The organism is Myroides sp. LJL119, assembly GCF_054871605.1.
On record NZ_JBTXLO010000001.1, the window covers coordinates 159,522 to 176,285 of the forward strand.

At 34.3% G+C, this 16,764-nt stretch carries 9 protein-coding genes; 6 read left to right on the forward strand and 3 right to left on the reverse strand.

All coding sequences use genetic code 11. The features are described from left to right. Positions 1–2 precede the first annotated feature (2 nt). The 3 genes from frr to rpoN all read left to right on the forward strand — a co-directional run bounded on the left by frr (position 3) and on the right by rpoN (position 3,828). Positions 3–566 (forward strand): ribosome recycling factor, encoded by a 564-nt coding sequence (gene frr / locus ACYSNV_RS00730; RefSeq protein WP_461760651.1) that lies wholly within the window; start codon positions 3–5, stop codon positions 564–566. Between the two features lie 249 nt (positions 567–815). Then, complete coding sequence (asnS, locus tag ACYSNV_RS00735; protein WP_461760652.1) at positions 816–2,249, forward strand: asparagine--tRNA ligase; 1,434 nt, start codon at positions 816–818, stop codon at positions 2,247–2,249. Between the two features lie 118 nt (positions 2,250–2,367). Continuing rightward, positions 2,368–3,828: an RNA polymerase factor sigma-54 gene (gene rpoN, locus ACYSNV_RS00740; RefSeq protein ID WP_461760653.1), complete on the forward strand. Its 1,461-nt coding sequence runs from the start codon at positions 2,368–2,370 to the stop codon at positions 3,826–3,828. 629 nt (positions 3,829–4,457) lie between these two features. On the opposite strand, the gene ACYSNV_RS00745 is transcribed toward rpoN, so the two are convergent. From ACYSNV_RS00745 to ACYSNV_RS00755, 3 genes are read right to left on the reverse strand one after another with little or no spacing between them, the layout of a single operon-like run. Next, the gene (locus ACYSNV_RS00745) at positions 4,458–5,168 is read right to left on the reverse strand and encodes a porin family protein (RefSeq protein ID WP_461760654.1); all 711 of its coding nucleotides are present in this window, start codon (positions 5,166–5,168) and stop codon (positions 4,458–4,460) included. Positions 5,169–5,180: 12 nt separating this feature from the next. Next, positions 5,181–6,398: a DUF3078 domain-containing protein gene (locus ACYSNV_RS00750; RefSeq protein WP_461760655.1), complete on the reverse strand. Its 1,218-nt coding sequence runs from the start codon at positions 6,396–6,398 to the stop codon at positions 5,181–5,183. 16 nt (positions 6,399–6,414) lie between these two features. Then, a complete protein-coding gene (locus ACYSNV_RS00755) occupies positions 6,415–8,178 on the reverse strand; it encodes a 1-deoxy-D-xylulose-5-phosphate synthase (RefSeq protein ID WP_461760656.1) in 1,764 nt (587 codons plus the stop codon). A gap of 72 nt (positions 8,179–8,250) precedes the next feature. On the opposite strand from ACYSNV_RS00755, the gene ACYSNV_RS00760 reads away from it, so the two are divergent. The 3 genes from ACYSNV_RS00760 to pbpC all read left to right on the forward strand — a co-directional run bounded on the left by ACYSNV_RS00760 (position 8,251) and on the right by pbpC (position 16,737). Then, a complete protein-coding gene (locus tag ACYSNV_RS00760; protein WP_461760657.1) occupies positions 8,251–8,691 on the forward strand; it encodes a nucleoside deaminase in 441 nt (146 codons plus the stop codon). A 112-nt stretch (positions 8,692–8,803) separates the two neighbouring features. Beyond that, positions 8,804–14,332: an alpha-2-macroglobulin family protein gene (locus tag ACYSNV_RS00765; RefSeq protein WP_461760658.1), complete on the forward strand. Its 5,529-nt coding sequence runs from the start codon at positions 8,804–8,806 to the stop codon at positions 14,330–14,332. 50 nt (positions 14,333–14,382) lie between these two features. Then, a complete protein-coding gene (gene pbpC, locus ACYSNV_RS00770) occupies positions 14,383–16,737 on the forward strand; it encodes a penicillin-binding protein 1C (RefSeq protein ID WP_461760659.1) in 2,355 nt (784 codons plus the stop codon). The last annotated feature ends 27 nt before the right edge of the window (positions 16,738–16,764 follow it).

The window sequence follows — 16,764 nt, forward strand, 5'->3', positions numbered from 1 at the left end:
TTATGACAGAAGAATTAGAACTTATTATTGACAGTGCTAGAGAATCTATGGATAATGGAGTTGCGCATTTAGAGAAAACTTTCTTAAACATTCGCGCAGGAAAAGCTTCTCCCCAAATGTTAGGTTCTGTTTTTGTAGATTACTACGGATCTCAAACTCCTCTCTCACAAGTTGCAAACGTAAATGCACCTGATGCAAGAACATTAAGTGTTACGCCTTGGGAGAAAGCAATGCTTCAACCAATAGAAAAAGCTATTTTGATTGCAAATCTAGGTTTAAATCCAATGAACAATGGAGATAATATCATTATCAATGTACCTGCATTAACAGAGGAAAGACGTAAAGAACTAGCAAAACAGGCTAAAGGAGAGGCGGATGATGCAAAAATTGTAATTCGCAATGCTCGTAAAGATGCCAATACCGATATCAAAAAAGAGGAAAAAAATGGTACCTCAGAAGATATATGCAAATTAGCAGAGGATAAAATTCAAAAATTAACTGACGCTTACGTAAAGAAAATAGACGAAATATTTGCTGCTAAAGAGGCAGAAATAATGAAAGTTTAAATCAATCCGCTTAGTAAGCGGATTTTTTTTTATTATTCTTATTTTTTACAATAAACAGATGCTTTTATTTGCATTAATCTAAAATGCTAACATTAAGTTGTTATCTAATAAAATCATCACAGAGAAAATAATCAAATTACCATTGAGCCTTCTTTACAATAATCTTCGTATATCGATAGATTTTTATTAAATTTGCCGGTATTTAATATTTTCAATTTAAACGATACCCAGATAAAAATATAATTCACAATGAAACATACGAAAGTTATCGATCTTCTTACAGGTAAAAACCTATTGCACGAAGTCAAAGCTAAGGGTTGGGTTAAAACCTTTAGAAACAACCAATTTATTGCCTTGAATGATGGATCAACCATCAAAAACATTCAATGTGTTCTTGATTTAGATAAGTTTCCAGCTGATTTGTTGAAAAAAATTCACACTGGTGCAGCATTGTCTATTACAGGTACATTGGTAGAGAGCCAAGGAGCCGGACAAACAGTAGAAATCCAAGTAAACAAATTAAAGGTTTATGGAGAGGCCAATCCAGAAGAATATCCTATCCAGCCTAAGAAACATTCATTAGAATTTCTACGTGAAAATGCCCACCTACGTATAAGAACTAATGTATTTAGTGCTATAATGCGAGTACGAAGCACCCTAGCATTTGCTGTTCATAAATATTTCCAAGAAAACGGATTCTTTTATTTTAACGCCCCTATTATCACAGGATCGGATGCCGAAGGAGCCGGAGAGATGTTTCGCGTTACGAATTTTGATTTAAATAATTTACCAAAAACCGAAGATGGAAAGGTAGATAACTCCCAAGATTTCTTTGGAAAAACAACCAACTTAACTGTTTCTGGACAGCTTGAAGCTGAAACTTATGCAATGGCTTTGGGATCAGTTTATACCTTTGGACCAACTTTTAGAGCAGAAAACTCCAATACCTCACGTCACTTAGCTGAGTTTTGGATGATTGAACCAGAAGTGGCCTTTATCAAGCTTGATCAAGATATGGATCTTGCCGAGGATTTTATTAAAAATGTTATAAATTACACATTAGATAAATGTCATGATGACTTACTTTTCTTAGAACAACGCTTAAAAGATGAGGAGAAGAATAAACCTCAAGCCGAGCGAAGTGATATGTCATTGTTAGATAAACTTAAGTTTGTAGTAGATAATAACTTTAAACGAGTAAGTTATACCGAGGCTATTGATATTTTAAAGAATAGCAAACCAAATAAAAACAAGAAATTTAAATATCCAGTTACAGATTGGGGAATTGACCTGCAAAGTGAACATGAAAGATTCTTAGTTGAAAAGCATTTTAAATGTCCCGTAATCATTTTTGATTATCCAGCAGAAATCAAGGCCTTTTACATGAGATTAAACGACGATGGTAAAACAGTAAGAGCCATGGACGTACTTTTCCCTGGAATTGGTGAGATAGTTGGTGGTTCAGAAAGAGAAGAAAGATACGATGTCCTTTTAGATAAAATACAGAAAATGGGTATTGACAAAGAAGAACTTTGGTGGTATTTAGATACTCGTAAATTTGGAACAGCGCCTCATAGTGGATTTGGACTAGGTTTTGAAAGACTTGTTCTTTTTGTAACAGGAATGACAAACATCAGAGACGTGATCCCTTTTCCAAGAACCCCGAATAACGCTGAGTTTTAAAGATTCTTAAGGATAGTATAAATGTTTACTTTATCACATTTTTTTCTTAATTTTGAAAAGAAATTGTTTTAAAGTAAACATTTTTTTTTTGCCTAAATTCACATCCATATAGATTCCCATGCTAAAACAAAGTCTTCAATTAAAACTATCGCAAAAACTATCACCTCAACAAATTCAGTTGATGAAGCTAATTCAATTACCTACCTTAGCCTTTGAGCAAAGGTTAAAAGAAGAGTTGATTGAAAATCCAGCTTTGGAGACCGGTAAAGAATCAGATTCCAACACAAGTGAAGATGAGTTTTCCCAAGATGATTATGAAGAGTTTGACAATTCGCATATAGAGGCGGATGACATTAATATTGACGAGTACTTAAGTGATGATGAAACGCCTGATTACAAGCTACAGGCAAATAACTATAGCAAAGATGACGAGGATTATCAGGCCCCTATAGTTGCCTCAGAGAGTTTTTTACAAGACCTTTTAAATCAACTCAACACCTTTATTTTAAGTGACCAAGATCGTATTATTGCACAATTTTTAGTGGGAAGTATTGACGATATGGGCTATTTAAGACGAGATCTACAAGATCTTGTAGATGATTTAGCATTTACCCAAGGAATTTATACCGATGAACAAACCATTGGCCGCATTTTAAATATTATTCATCAATTAGAGCCAGCCGGTGTAGGTGCAAGAGATTTACAAGAGTGTTTATTGCTGCAATTACAAAACAAAACAACTTCAGAACAAATTGAGTTAGCTATAGATATTATCGAGAATTCATTTGATGCTTTTACAAAAAAACACTACGACAAACTTTTACAAAAATATGCGATTTCTAAAGAACAGCTTAGACATGCCATTGATGAAATCGAAAAATTAAATCCAAAACCAGGAAGTGCTTACAGTGAAAACACAAGAATGGTAGAGCATATAATTCCAGATTTCACTATAAAAATAGTTGAAAATGAATTAGAGTTGACTCTTAATGGAAGGAATGCGCCTGAATTACATGTTTCTAAAGAGTACCAAGAAATGTTACAGACCTACAAAGAAAGTAACCTATCTAGTACAGATCAAAAAAACGCAGTACAATTCATTAAACAAAAGTTAGACGGTGCTAAATGGTTTATAGATGCAATAAAACAAAGACAAGAAACTCTTTTCTATACCATGCATGCCATAATGGAATACCAAAAAGATTACTTCTTAACCGGAGATGAAACCAAATTAAGACCTATGATTCTAAAAGATATCGCTGATATAATTGGCTTGGATATCTCGACAATCTCTAGGGTCGCAAATAGCAAATACGTGGAAACACCTTATGGTACTAAATTAATTAAGAACTTTTTCTCAGAGGCTATGATCAACGATCAAGGAGAAGAAGTATCTACCATAGAAATTAAGAAAATCTTACAAAATATCATCGCTGAAGAAGATAAAAGCAAACCTTTACCCGATGATAAATTAGCAGAACTTTTGAAAGAGAAAGGATATCCGATTGCTCGAAGAACAGTAGCTAAATATAGAGAACAATTAGACATACCAGTTGCTAGAATGAGAAAGCGTATTTAAATTTTTAGAAATAACTTTATTTGTAGCACAATGTTACTTTTTCTATGCTAAATAAATTAGTCCTAACCACCACGGTCTACCAGCCTTATTTTATACCAACTATATTAACGGGTATATACTTTTATTTTGCTAGAAATTTTTTCCCGACTCTTGAGATATATATAACACTTGGTCAAGTGTTTTTAACCACTATGGTGTTACCCATAACAATAAATGTTTTTCTACAATCTTTAGGTTATAACATTAATCAAAGCACAACAAACTCTTTACAGGCTAAAAAGTACTTTTACTTAATCTACAGTATAGTGCTTTTTTGTTTGTTCTTCTTTATGCTAAAAAACACAAGCGCTTATGAATTACATTTTTATTTCAGGGGCTTGTTTATCACCTATTTGCTACTCTTTGGGTTTACTTTAAAGAACCAAAACATAAGTCAGCAAGTTGCTATAGGGGTTAATTCAATCTGTTTTATTGTCTATTTAAATATCACTTTTAGTCAGACAACTTTAGTGCTTTTAATCTCTTTTATATTGCTATTGGGTTTTAAAGCTAGTTACCAGCTCCTTATTAAGGCGCATGATTCTTACCAAATTTTAATTAGCGTGTTCATTGGTCTGATTTACTATCTATTATAAAATATAAAACATCAAGCCTAAATTCAACATCCTAACTCTTTGCGCATCATTGGCAAAAAGATCACTTTTATAAATTTCATTGAGTCCATAGTAAACATAAAAATTCCAGGTATTAAACCCAGCTGAGGCATAAATACCATATTGCCACTTGTTTATTTTTGGATCTTTTCTATAAATAACTGAGTAATCTTGGGTGATTGTCTTGGTTCGATCAGATAACAAATAACTGGCCTTTATACCTAAATAGACACGCCAAAACTTATGACTTGTAGCATTGGAGTTTCTCCATCTAAACTCTAAAGGAAAATCCAAATAATGAAGCGAGAGAGAACTTTTCTTATACTCGGGTAATATTACATGGACCTTATCTGGTGTTATACCAAGGTTAGAGCGTAGATTATTATAAGAAAAACCAATCCCTGGAGCTATGGCAAAAGTTCTTTGCTTGTTAATGGGCATATCTCTTAAAAAACCAACGTTTAAACCCAAGGAAAATGAATATGGTGAGAAACCCTGAGGCTTACTTTGAGTTAAAGTGTGAGTAAGACCAAAGTAAAACTGATCTTCACGGTATTTCAAATCTACAAAAACGCTATCCACATTAACATTATTGAGATCTTCAGATACAAGTTCTTGCCCATAAGATGTAAAAAACAATCCACTGTAAAAAAAAGCAAAAAGTACTAACCAAGTCGACTTCACCATAAAAAATGCTTATTAAAAAGTATATACTAATCCTACCCCTAGAACTTGTTTGAATTGTACGCGAGGACCTTTCATAACTTGTTGTCCGTCTACATCTACATTTGTTTTGATACTATCATCATAAACTAGGTTAGTACCAACATTGGCTCGAACATAGTTATTTACCTTTAAATCAATCTTAACATCCCATGCAACATCTATGTTACCAAAACGATCTACATAATCACTATACAAAGATAACTTATGCTCAAAAAGAATATTCTTAAATATTTCTTTACGCCACTCGGTACTAAACAAAAAACCTAATTCTGCGCGGTATCTTTGTCCATGCTTGATTATATTTCCAAAGCCATCTAAAACAGCTTTCTCCATACCAAAAGATCCTTGATCGGCTAAGCGCTGATCATTAACAAATGTTGCTTTATAAGTAATTGGAGAAAGGTAAAACTTCATACCTGATTTAGGAGCCACATACTCGGCTCCAATCCCGACAAATAAGTATGCTGGGGCAAACCAACGAGAAACAGGCTCATCTGTATTTGGGTAATTATATCCGTTTGTTAATTGAGTTTTAAAGTTAAGTTTGGCAACATAATACCAATCCGAAACTGCTGTACTCTTGTATCCGAAGGTAGAATTAAAATCGATTACGTCATCACTTTTACGCAACTCTCTGTCGCTTTGCTTATTTACACCATAACGCACATTTAATCGATTATCCCAAACTAAACGACCCTTTATATATTTACGCCCTAAATCAGCTTTTAAAAGACCTGAAATTGAATTATCCCCTCCTGAAGACCAATTTACAAAGGCAATTTGATTAAAATCTAACCCAATTAAATTATGTCCCTCCCAATAGCCAACAATATCATTGTTGATACGAAGAACTTCTAAATTTTTTTTCGGATCGTAATGAATATTCACTTTCGAAATCTTGGGTTTATTAGACTTTACAAAAATCTCAGGTTTAAAGTAGGCTACATCACCTACATCTGGATTGTTTACACTTAAACCTGGACTATAATCCTTGGGTGGCTCAAAGCGCATAATTGGATTAAATGGATTACTTTGGGCAGAATTCCCTAAGTTTACCCCAGTTGCACTTTTTACAGTATCTTGTTCCACAACAGGCACCACACCTGGAATTAAATTGACTTCTTGAGCCCATACATTTGTTGCTAAAAAACAAATTGGTATGGCTAACAGATAAATACTAAACCTTTTCAAATCTCTAACTATATAACTAATTAATTATTGATACGATACTTTGGGTATCTATAAAACAATGCTCTTGTTGTTGCAAAACAGTTGCATGTTCTATAAACTCATCCTGTATCCCTTTTATTTCTACTTGGACATCTGGATAGTTTTGGGCAACAAAACTTGCCACCGCACTTCCAAAACCACCACTGATAACCCCATCTTCGAAAGTAACAATTTTTTGATGCTCTTGACAAATTTGACCTAAGACTTGTTCATTTAATGGCTTAACAAACATAAAGTGGTAATGAGACCAATCTGTATTGTTACTCTCTTTAAAAGCCTCTATGATATTATTACCTATTGTTCCGGTAGATAGGATTGCAAATCTATCTCCTTTTTGCAACTCCTTAACACATCCAATAGTAATTTTTTCAAATTCTTTTTCCCACGACTCTGCAATCACACCTTTTCCTCTTGGATAACGAATAGCTAATGGGAATTGTATTCCACTTTGGGCAAAATACAGCAAATTCCTTAGCTCCAGTTCATTTAAAGGGCAAGCAATAGTCATATTGGGAATACAATTCAAATACGCTATATCAAAAACCCCATGGTGAGTCGGACCATCCTCGCCTACAAGTCCGGCACGATCCATGCAAAAAATTACCGGTAAATTTTGTAAGGCCACATCGTGTATGACCTGATCATAGGCTCTTTGTAGAAAAGTAGAATAAATGGCTACAAATGGAATTAAGCCCTGAGTTGCCATACCTGCTGCAAGGGTAACTGCATGTTGTTCGGCAATACCCACATCTATTCCCCTATCTGGGAAAGCCTGCATAAAATATTTTAAAGAAGTTCCGGTAGGCATTGCAGCAGTAATTCCAACAATTTTCTCATTTTCTTTAGCCAACTCTACTAAAGTATGACCAAAAACATCTTGATATTTACTAGGAAACTCACTCTCTGTTTTGGGGAATATCTCACCAGTTTTACTATCAAACTTCCCCGGCGCATGATACTTAACTTGATCTAATTCGGCCTGTTTCAACCCTTTTCCCTTGGTTGTAATAATATGTAAAAATCTCGCACCCTTTTTTTTCTTTAAACGTTTTAACTCGGCAATTAACTTGGGTAAATCATGGCCATCTATAGGTCCGGTATAATCAAAATTCAAACTTTTAATCATATTATTTACCTTGGGGTTTTTCCCAAGCTTTACATTTGTTAAATATTGCTTTAAAGCTCCTACACTAGGATCAATGCCTATAGCATTATCGTTTAAAATAACCAAGATATTTGCTTGACTAACCCCGGCGTGATTCAAGCCTTCAAAAGCCATGCCAGAGGCAATAGATGCATCCCCTACTACTGCTATATGATCTTTATCAAACTCTTTGTTTAACTTCGAGGCAATGGCCATACCTAAAGTTGCTGAAATTGCTGTAGAAGAGTGTCCTACTCCAAAGGGATCGTATACACTTTCACTTGGTTTTGGGAAACCACTAATTCCATCTTTGGTGCGGTTGGTATTAAAACGGTCTTTTCGTCCTGTTAAAAGTTTATGCCCGTAGGCTTGATGCCCAACATCCCAAATTAATAAGTCTTCAGGAGTATTAAAAACATAATGCAATGCAATGGTTAACTCTACTACTCCTAAACTGGCCCCTAAATGCCCTTGCTTTGTAGCTACGATATCGATAATAAAATCTCTTAACTCCTTAGCCACCACAGGTAAATCCGCAATTGGGATTTGCTTTAAGTCTTCCGGGGTATTAATAGTTTTAAGTAATGTTTTAGACATAGTTATAACAAATAAAAACAAAATTACGATTTTGTTTTTACTTTTGGCTTTTAATTTAACCAATCCTATATTATGAACATATTAGCCGATCAGTACTTTATGAACATTGCTTTAACCCAGGCTAAACAAGCTTTTGATAATGGGGAAATTCCTGTAGGCGCAGTTATTGTTGCCAACAACCAAATTATTGCCAAGAGTCACAACTTAACAGAATTATTAATAGATGTTACTGCACATGCCGAGATGCAAGCCATCAGCGCAGCAGCTAATCACCTAGGAGCTAAGTATCTAAAAAACTGCACCTTATACGTTACCCTAGAACCTTGTCAAATGTGCGCGGGGGCTTTATACTGGAGCCAAATCTCTAAAATAGTATGTGGAGCCTCAGATCCAAAAAGAGGTTACAGAGCCATGGGTGGACAATTACATCCTAAGACAGAAATCACATTTGGTGTTTTAGAACAGCAATGTGGTGAACTAATGCAAGATTTTTTTCAAAATAAACGAAAATAATATTTTATAAAATCCCACTAAAAAGCAATATCTTAGCTAGAAAACTACTTATTATTAGATATAATACGTCCAAAACAGACCCTACAAAGGGTAATAACAAAAAGATATTGCTATGAGGTTTTTTAAACTATGTATTACCATTTTCACCCTTATTTACTTATTAACCGGGTGTGATAAATCAAAGCCTAAAGATTTTCAAGTATCCAACCCACAGGATTTCAAAGAATATATTGTTTCATTTACCTCGGGAATTATATCGGCACACGCAAATATTGATATTGCCCTGAGTTCCAATCTTGGTAATTGGCAAGCAAATCAGACTCTACCCAATAAAATGTGGAAGATAGTTCCTAATGTACCTGGAGAACTAATCTATACAGAATCTGGTGTAATACGATTTATACCTAAACACGCTCTTAAGCAAAATCAAACTTATTATATGAGTCTAAACTTGGATAAATACATCGATAAATCCGAGTTAAAAAATTCGACCTTCAACTTTGTAGCCACCACCATGCCACAAAGTATAACATTAGATATACAGAGTCTGCAATCCATTGCAAGTAATACCTATAATTTGAACGCTAAAATTTTCACAAGTGATCTAATAAGTAAATCCGATTTACTTAAAATGGTAACAGCCATGCAAGGCAAGACCAAACTTGAAGTTCAGATAACCCAAAACCAACAAACCTTATCTAAGGAATTTAATGTCATTATTTCAGATATCCAACGACTTGATACCCCAAGTACACTAGAGATACGAATTGACAATACTACTGCTGGATCAAAACAAACTTTTTCTAAAGAAGTCAACATACCACAAATAGATATGTTTCAAGTAATTGATATTAGAAAAATTGCAGATGACAATCAAAATATACAAATAAATTTCAGCGATCCAATTACTAAAAATCAGGATTTACAAGGCCTTATTACCTTAGATCCGGCCCTTGATAATCTAATTTTTACCACCTCGGGAAACACTGTTAAACTCTATACTCAGGTGCCTTTTACCCAAGACATCTTAGTTACTCTACATCCAGGAATAGAAAGCGTGAATGGCCAAAAATTACATACAACTTACACCGATTCGGTACAGTTTGAATTACAAAAGCCAGAGGTAAGATTAATTAAAAGTGGAACTATTTTACCGAGTTCAACAAATTTAAAATTAAATTTTCAGGCCACTACTTTAAAAGCTGTAGATGTAAAAGTCTATAGAATATATCCCAACAATGTCCTACAATTTTTACAAGACAACAATTATCAAACAAGTTATAATCTAACTAAAGTAGCCAAACCCATTGCCCAGACAACAATGGTTCTTGAAAATTCATCCAAGCAAGGGTTATTAAAATGGAATTCCTACGCCTTAGATCTATCAACTGTTATTACACCACAACCAGGGGCTATTTATCATGTGGAATTTTCCTTTAAACAAGAATATTCCTTGTATCCATGTAGCGATTCCAAAGCTGAACAAGTACCTAACAAAACAAAAAGTAAAGATTACTATATTAAATACGATGATCAAGATTACTATGATTATTATGATTATACCTATTATGATTGGAATCAAAAAGACAATCCATGTGACCCTAGTTACTATTACTACTATGATTTCCCTTCTACCAATATTCTAGCTAGTGACCTTGGAGTTATTGTAAAAAGGGCAAACAATAATATATTTACAGTTGTTACCAATGATTTGATTACTGGCTCGGTAGTTGGTGCAGCAACTATTGAATTTTATGATTATCAACAACAATTACTCGCTAGTGCTAAAACCGATAGTTATGGACTTTTAACTATCAATTTAGACAAAAACACTCCATATTTTATCATTGCTAGAAATAATCAATCTACCACCTATACTAAAATTGATAATGCCACGGCATTATCGGTGAGTAATTTTGATGTAGATGGAACCACCCTGGAACAAGGAATTCAAGGTTATACTTATACCGAGCGTGGAGTTTATAGACCTGGGGATAGTATACATCTAGGATTTATTTTAGATGATTTGGCCAATCCTCTTCCTAATAACCACCCAATAACAGTTACCCTTACAGATCCCTTTGGCAAAGTTGTCCAGGAGTCAACCCAAAAGAAAAATAACGCAGATCAATATGCTTTTACATTAAAAACATACCCTGAAGCACCAACAGGTAACTATCAGGCCACTATTAATGTTGGGGGGATTAAATTTAATAAAACAATTAAAGTAGAGACTATTAAACCCAATAGATTAAAAATAACAAATCATCAAGAGAACCACTTATTATTGTCAAATACAAAACAACCTGTGAATTATTCTGTTCAATGGTTGCAGGGAAGCATTGCGGCAAATTTACAAGCTACAGTGGATATTAAATATCTGAATCAAATAACAAAATTTAAAAATTTTGACAAGTATGATTTCAACAATAGTCTGGAAACTCCAGCCAATATGCAACAAAACATTTTCAATGGAAAAACCAATTCCAACGGAGATTTTAGTTTTGAAATTAAAACGGATTTAGCTCCAAAAAATGCTGGAATGCTAAAAGCAATACTTACCACTAAAGTATTCGAAAATGCGGGAGACATGTCTATAAATGTATCCTCTATACAGGTATCCCCCTTTGATTCCTACGTTGGAATAAAAATCCCACAACCAAATAAATATGGTTATTACCCAACTAATAGCAATTTAGATTTTTCTCTTGCGTTAGTTGATCAATCAGGCATTGGAATCTCCGGAGATATTGAAGTGTTTTTATATCGAAAAACTGGATATTGGTGGTGGAATCAAAATGAAATAGGAATATCAAGTTATAGTAATTCGTCAAATCATACTTTAATTGAGAATCGTTTGGTTAAAGCCAACAAAAATGGCTTGGCCTCTTATACTGTAAATTTCGCTGAACAAGACTGGGGAAATTATGAACTAGTTGCATTAGATGTAAATAGTGGCCATATAAGTTCTAAATCCTTTTATGTCGATTATCCATATTGGTCGGCTAAAAATGATCAATCCGATAATAAACAGGCTACGATTTTAAATATAGCAACGGATAAAAAACAATACACTACAGATGAAATTGTAAAATTATCTTTTCCTTCTAGTTCAGGAGGTAGAGCCTTAATATCCATTGAGGATGGTATCGGAGTTTTGCAAACCTTTTGGGTGTCAACAACAGATTCGGAGACTAATTTTGAATTTCCTGTAACCTCAAAAATGGCACCTAATATATATATTAATGTAACTTTAATTCAACCACATGGCTCTACAATAAATAACTCACCTATACGCCTATATGGCATTGTACCTATTTCAGTCTATGATGCCAAAACAAAACTAGAACCTATAATTAAAATGCCCGAGCAATTAAAGCCTGAGCAAGAGTTCACCCTGGAGGTAAAAGAAAAAAACAATCAAAAAATGAGCTATACAATTGCCATTGTGGAGGAGGGCTTACTTGATTTGACAAATTTCAAAACCCCAAATCCATGGGACAAATTTTATAGTAAAGCAGCTCTTGGGGTTCGTACTTGGGATATTTATGATCAAGTAATAGGAGCATATGGAGGAACAATTAATCAGATTTTTAGTATCGGGGGAGATGAAGATCTTGCAGTAGGCCAGGTTAAAAATGCAAATCGATTTGATCCCGTGGTGGTATTCTTAGGTCCATTTACCTTACAAGCAGGTAAAACGGGTAATCACACGATAAAATTACCAAAATATATTGGCTCTGTAAAAGCGATGGTTGTTGCGGCAAATACATCAGAAAGAGCATACGGAAGTATAGAGAAAACAGTTCCGGTTAAAAGCCCTTTAATGATATTGGGAAGTCTACCTCGTAGAGCTGTAACCGGGGAAACAATCACCTTGCCAGTAACTATATTTAGTCAAGACCCAACTCTAAAACAAGTAAGTGTTGAGTTAAAAACAGACCATAAGTTTAAAGTCGTAGGAGAAAACACCAAAACCATCACCGGTCCGATACAAGGTGAGAAGATTGTATATTTTGAATTAAAAGTTCAAGATATAATTGGGATATCTAAAATTGAAATCCAAGCCAAATCACAAAAACACCAAGCAAATTATAATATAGAATTAGATGTTTTAAATCCTAACCCTATTAGTACAACCAATCATGGCATTGTACTTCAACCCATGGAATCACAAGAACTAACTTGGGAGTTGTTGGGCATAAAAAACACCAATCATGCTAATTTAACTATATCGAATTTCCCTTCTATAAACTTAAATTCAAGATTAAATTACTTAATTCATTATCCACATGGATGTAGTGAACAAATAACCTCAGCAGGATTTCCTCAACTTTTTTTAAATGCCATTGTAAATTTAAATGAGTCGCAAAAACAAAGTATCCAAACAAATGTCAAAGCAGCATTAAATCAGTTAGGTCAAAGACAGATCAGCAATGGCGGATTTCGCTACTGGCCAAACTCAAGCTCTGCAGATGATTGGACCACAACCTACATAGGCCATTTTTTCTTAGAAGCAGAAAAACAAGGTTATGTTCTGCCTATTGGAAGTAAGCAAAAATGGATAGAATATCAAAAAAGTCAAAGTAGACAATGGAGCTTTGATCCAAAAATTGGTAACGACTTTAATCAAGCCTATCGATTATATACTCTAGCTTTAGCCTCTGAGCCAGATCTAGCGGCTATGAACCGACTACGTGAAACCCCAAGAATAACAAACAATTCTCGTATTCGATTAGCTGCAGCTTATAGTCTAATCTCACAAAACGATGTAGCATTAAGTTTATTAAATAATGTAGAGTTAGAAAAAGACGATGTTTCCAACAACTATACGTATGGTTCTGCAACTAGAAATCTTGCCATGGCACTAGATTCTTACTTATTAATTCAACCAAATAGCCTACAAACAGCACAATTAGCCAAAGAACTAGCTCATCAATTAGCTAGTAATACTTGGATGAGCACACAAACAACAGCTCAGGGACTTGCTAGTATAAGTCACTTTTTAAAACAACAACCTAACAACAAGGAAATTTCGATAGATTATAACTTAAACGGACAAAACAAAAAGCTAAAATCAAACCAAAAAATAGAAGATATAGACCTTGTTTCTTTACAACAGGAAAATACTTTAAGCATAAAAAACAACTCCCAGGGTGTTGTGTATATCAATTTAGCTAAATCAGGTATTTTACCTGTGGGTAAGGAACTTTCCTATAGTGAAAACTTACAAATAAACTGTGTGTTTAAAAACCAAGCGGGACAAATTATTGACCCAACAAACATTGCACAAACCACTCAATTTACAGCATATATTTCCATTACAAACACCTCGCTAATTCCAGTGGAAAATCTTGCATTAACCCAGGTAATCCCCTCGGGTTGGGAAATTGTCAATTTACGTTTTACCCAAGATCAAACACCACAAGACAATTTGGTTAATTACACGGATATCAAAGATGATAGAACCCAGTTCTACTTTAATTTAGGTGCTAAGAGTACCAAGGTATTTACCGTGGAATTAAGTGCATCTTATCTGGGGCATTACTACCTACCTGGTATCTATTCCAATGCCATGTATGATGGAAATTTCCGTGCCCGTACAAATGGTCAATGGGTTAATGTAGTAAAACAAGAGTAAAAATCTATAAAGCAAACCCAGAATTTCTATAAGTTCTGGGTTTATAAACTATGAAAACGTCACTCTATCTAAAATATCTTAATTTAAGGAATCTCTTGCTATTACTTTTGGCAGTCGTAATTATTTTATTTGCTTTATCTCTACCCAATAAATTATTTGATTCTCCTTATTCAAGTGTAATATTAAGTGAAAACCAACAGCTTTTAGGAGCCAAAATAGCACAAGATGGACAGTGGAGATTCACCCCGATGCATGAGGTACCTTCAAAATTCTCCAAGGCTATTTTAGCCTATGAAGATCAATATTTTTATATCCATTGGGGAATCAATCCAATTTCTATATTAAAGGCCATAAAAGCAAATCTAAAAGCTAAAAAAGTAGTGGCTGGCGCCAGCACCATTACACAACAAACTATACGTTTACATTGGGGGAATAGTAAAAGGACTTATTCCCAAAAAATACTAGAAACACTTCAAGCCATGCGCCTTGAATTAACATATAGCAAAAATGAAATTTTAGCATTATATGCCTCCCATGCACCCTTTGGAGGTAATGTAGTTGGATTACCTATGGCAGCATGGAGATATTATGGCTTAGATCCAGAGGATTTATCTTGGTCACAAGCTGCAACTTTAGCCGTATTACCCAATGCCCCTAGTTTAATCTATCCAGGGAAGAATCAAGATATTTTACTTGTAAAAAGAAACAAATTACTATTAAAACTATATAAAAAAAGGGTAATAGATTCCCTTACTTATCAATTAGCATTGAAAGAGCCTTTAGTGGACAAGGCTCATAATATTCCTCAAATAGCACCTCATTTATTAGAGCATTTAGCTAAGAAAAATCCACAAGCAACCATTACTACCACCATTGATTATTCATTACAAAAAAGAATAAATCAAATCATTGAAAGTTATTATAAGAATTACATGCAAAGTAATATCCATAATATTTCTGCCATAGTTATTAATGTAAAAACAAACCAAGTTATAAGTTATATTGGAAATACTCCAACAACACAAGAATTCCAAAAAGATGTCGACAATATCTTATCCAAAAGAAGCACTGGTAGTATATTAAAACCTTTTTTGGCAGCAAGCATGTTAGATGATTCTCAGTTATTACCCAAGAGCCTTGTTAAAGACATCCCAGTTGTAATCTCTGGATACAAACCACAGAACCATTCCCATATATACAATGGAGCTGTTAGCCTAGATCAAGCTCTATCCCGATCTTTGAATATTCCCTTTGTTTTAATGTTACAAGACTATGGCATAAACCGATTTTATGATCAACTTAAAAAACTTGATTTTCAATCTATTAATAAGCATCCTAATCATTATGGATTATCTTTAATTTTAGGTGGTGCAGAATCAAGTCTATGGGAAATAACAAGAGCCTATAGCAATCTTGCCTATACATTAAATTACTATAATCAAAACAATGGTCTTTATCCCGATTTTATTAAAAGAGATTTAAATCTACAAGCAACAGATACCATTGTGGAACCAAAATCTCAAAAAGAACCTAACTTTATGGGAGCTGCGGCTATTTACAATACCTTTATGGCTTTAACCCAAGTAACAAGACCCGAAGATGATCAGGCCTGGCAATATTATGACTCTTCTGTTAAAATTGCCTGGAAAACAGGAACAAGCTTCGGGGCAAGAGATGCATGGGCTGTAGGCTTAAATCCAGATTATGTTGTTGGGGTATGGGTAGGAAATTCCTCTGGAGAAGGACGTCCAAGTATTAGTGGGGTGAGAATGGCAGGACCAATTCTATTTGATATTTTTAAACTTTTACCAAAGACAAACTGGTTTGAAGCGCCATTGCAGGATATGTACAGCGAAAAGGTTTGCCAAATCAGTGGCTACATAGCCACAGAGCTCTGTCCGACAACTACTCAATTAATTGCTAACAGAAAAAAGAAGGCACCTATATGTTCCTTTCATCACCTAGTACACTTAGATTGGCAAGGTAAATATCAAGTCAATTCAAGTTGTGTGGACACAGATCAAATTCATACCACCAGTTGGTTTGTTTTACCTCCTACTATGGCGTATTATTACCAGCAACAAAATAGTCAGTATAAAATCTTACCTGAATTTCGAAGTGATTGTATTGCAACAAATACCCAAAACACATTATCTTTTATCTACCCAAAGCATCAAGACAAAATTCACTTAGCTAAAGGTTTTAATTCCAAAACACAACCCTTTGTAGCAAAAGTAGCCACCACCAATTCAAAAGATACACTCTATTGGTATTTAGATCAACAATATCTAGGAAAAACCATCTTTAAACATGACAAAAGCATCTTAGCCACCACTGGAGAATACTGGTTAAGGGTAGTTAATCAAAACGGACAAAGCAAAACAATTCAAGTAAGTATCGATTAATTAAAAAAAAACCACTAATCATTGATT

Coding starts and splice junctions, on each gene's coding strand:
- frr (WP_461760651.1), top strand. CDS start 3: ATGACAGAAGAATTAGAACTTATTATTGACAGTGCTAGAGAATCTATG.
- asnS (WP_461760652.1), top strand. CDS start 816: ATGAAACATACGAAAGTTATCGATCTTCTTACAGGTAAAAACCTATTG.
- rpoN (WP_461760653.1), top strand. CDS start 2,368: ATGCTAAAACAAAGTCTTCAATTAAAACTATCGCAAAAACTATCACCT.
- ACYSNV_RS00745 (WP_461760654.1), bottom strand. CDS start 5,168: ATGGTGAAGTCGACTTGGTTAGTACTTTTTGCTTTTTTTTACAGTGGA.
- ACYSNV_RS00755 (WP_461760656.1), bottom strand. CDS start 8,178: ATGTCTAAAACATTACTTAAAACTATTAATACCCCGGAAGACTTAAAG.
- ACYSNV_RS00760 (WP_461760657.1), top strand. CDS start 8,251: ATGAACATATTAGCCGATCAGTACTTTATGAACATTGCTTTAACCCAG.
- ACYSNV_RS00765 (WP_461760658.1), top strand. CDS start 8,804: ATGAGGTTTTTTAAACTATGTATTACCATTTTCACCCTTATTTACTTA.
- pbpC (WP_461760659.1), top strand. CDS start 14,383: ATGAAAACGTCACTCTATCTAAAATATCTTAATTTAAGGAATCTCTTG.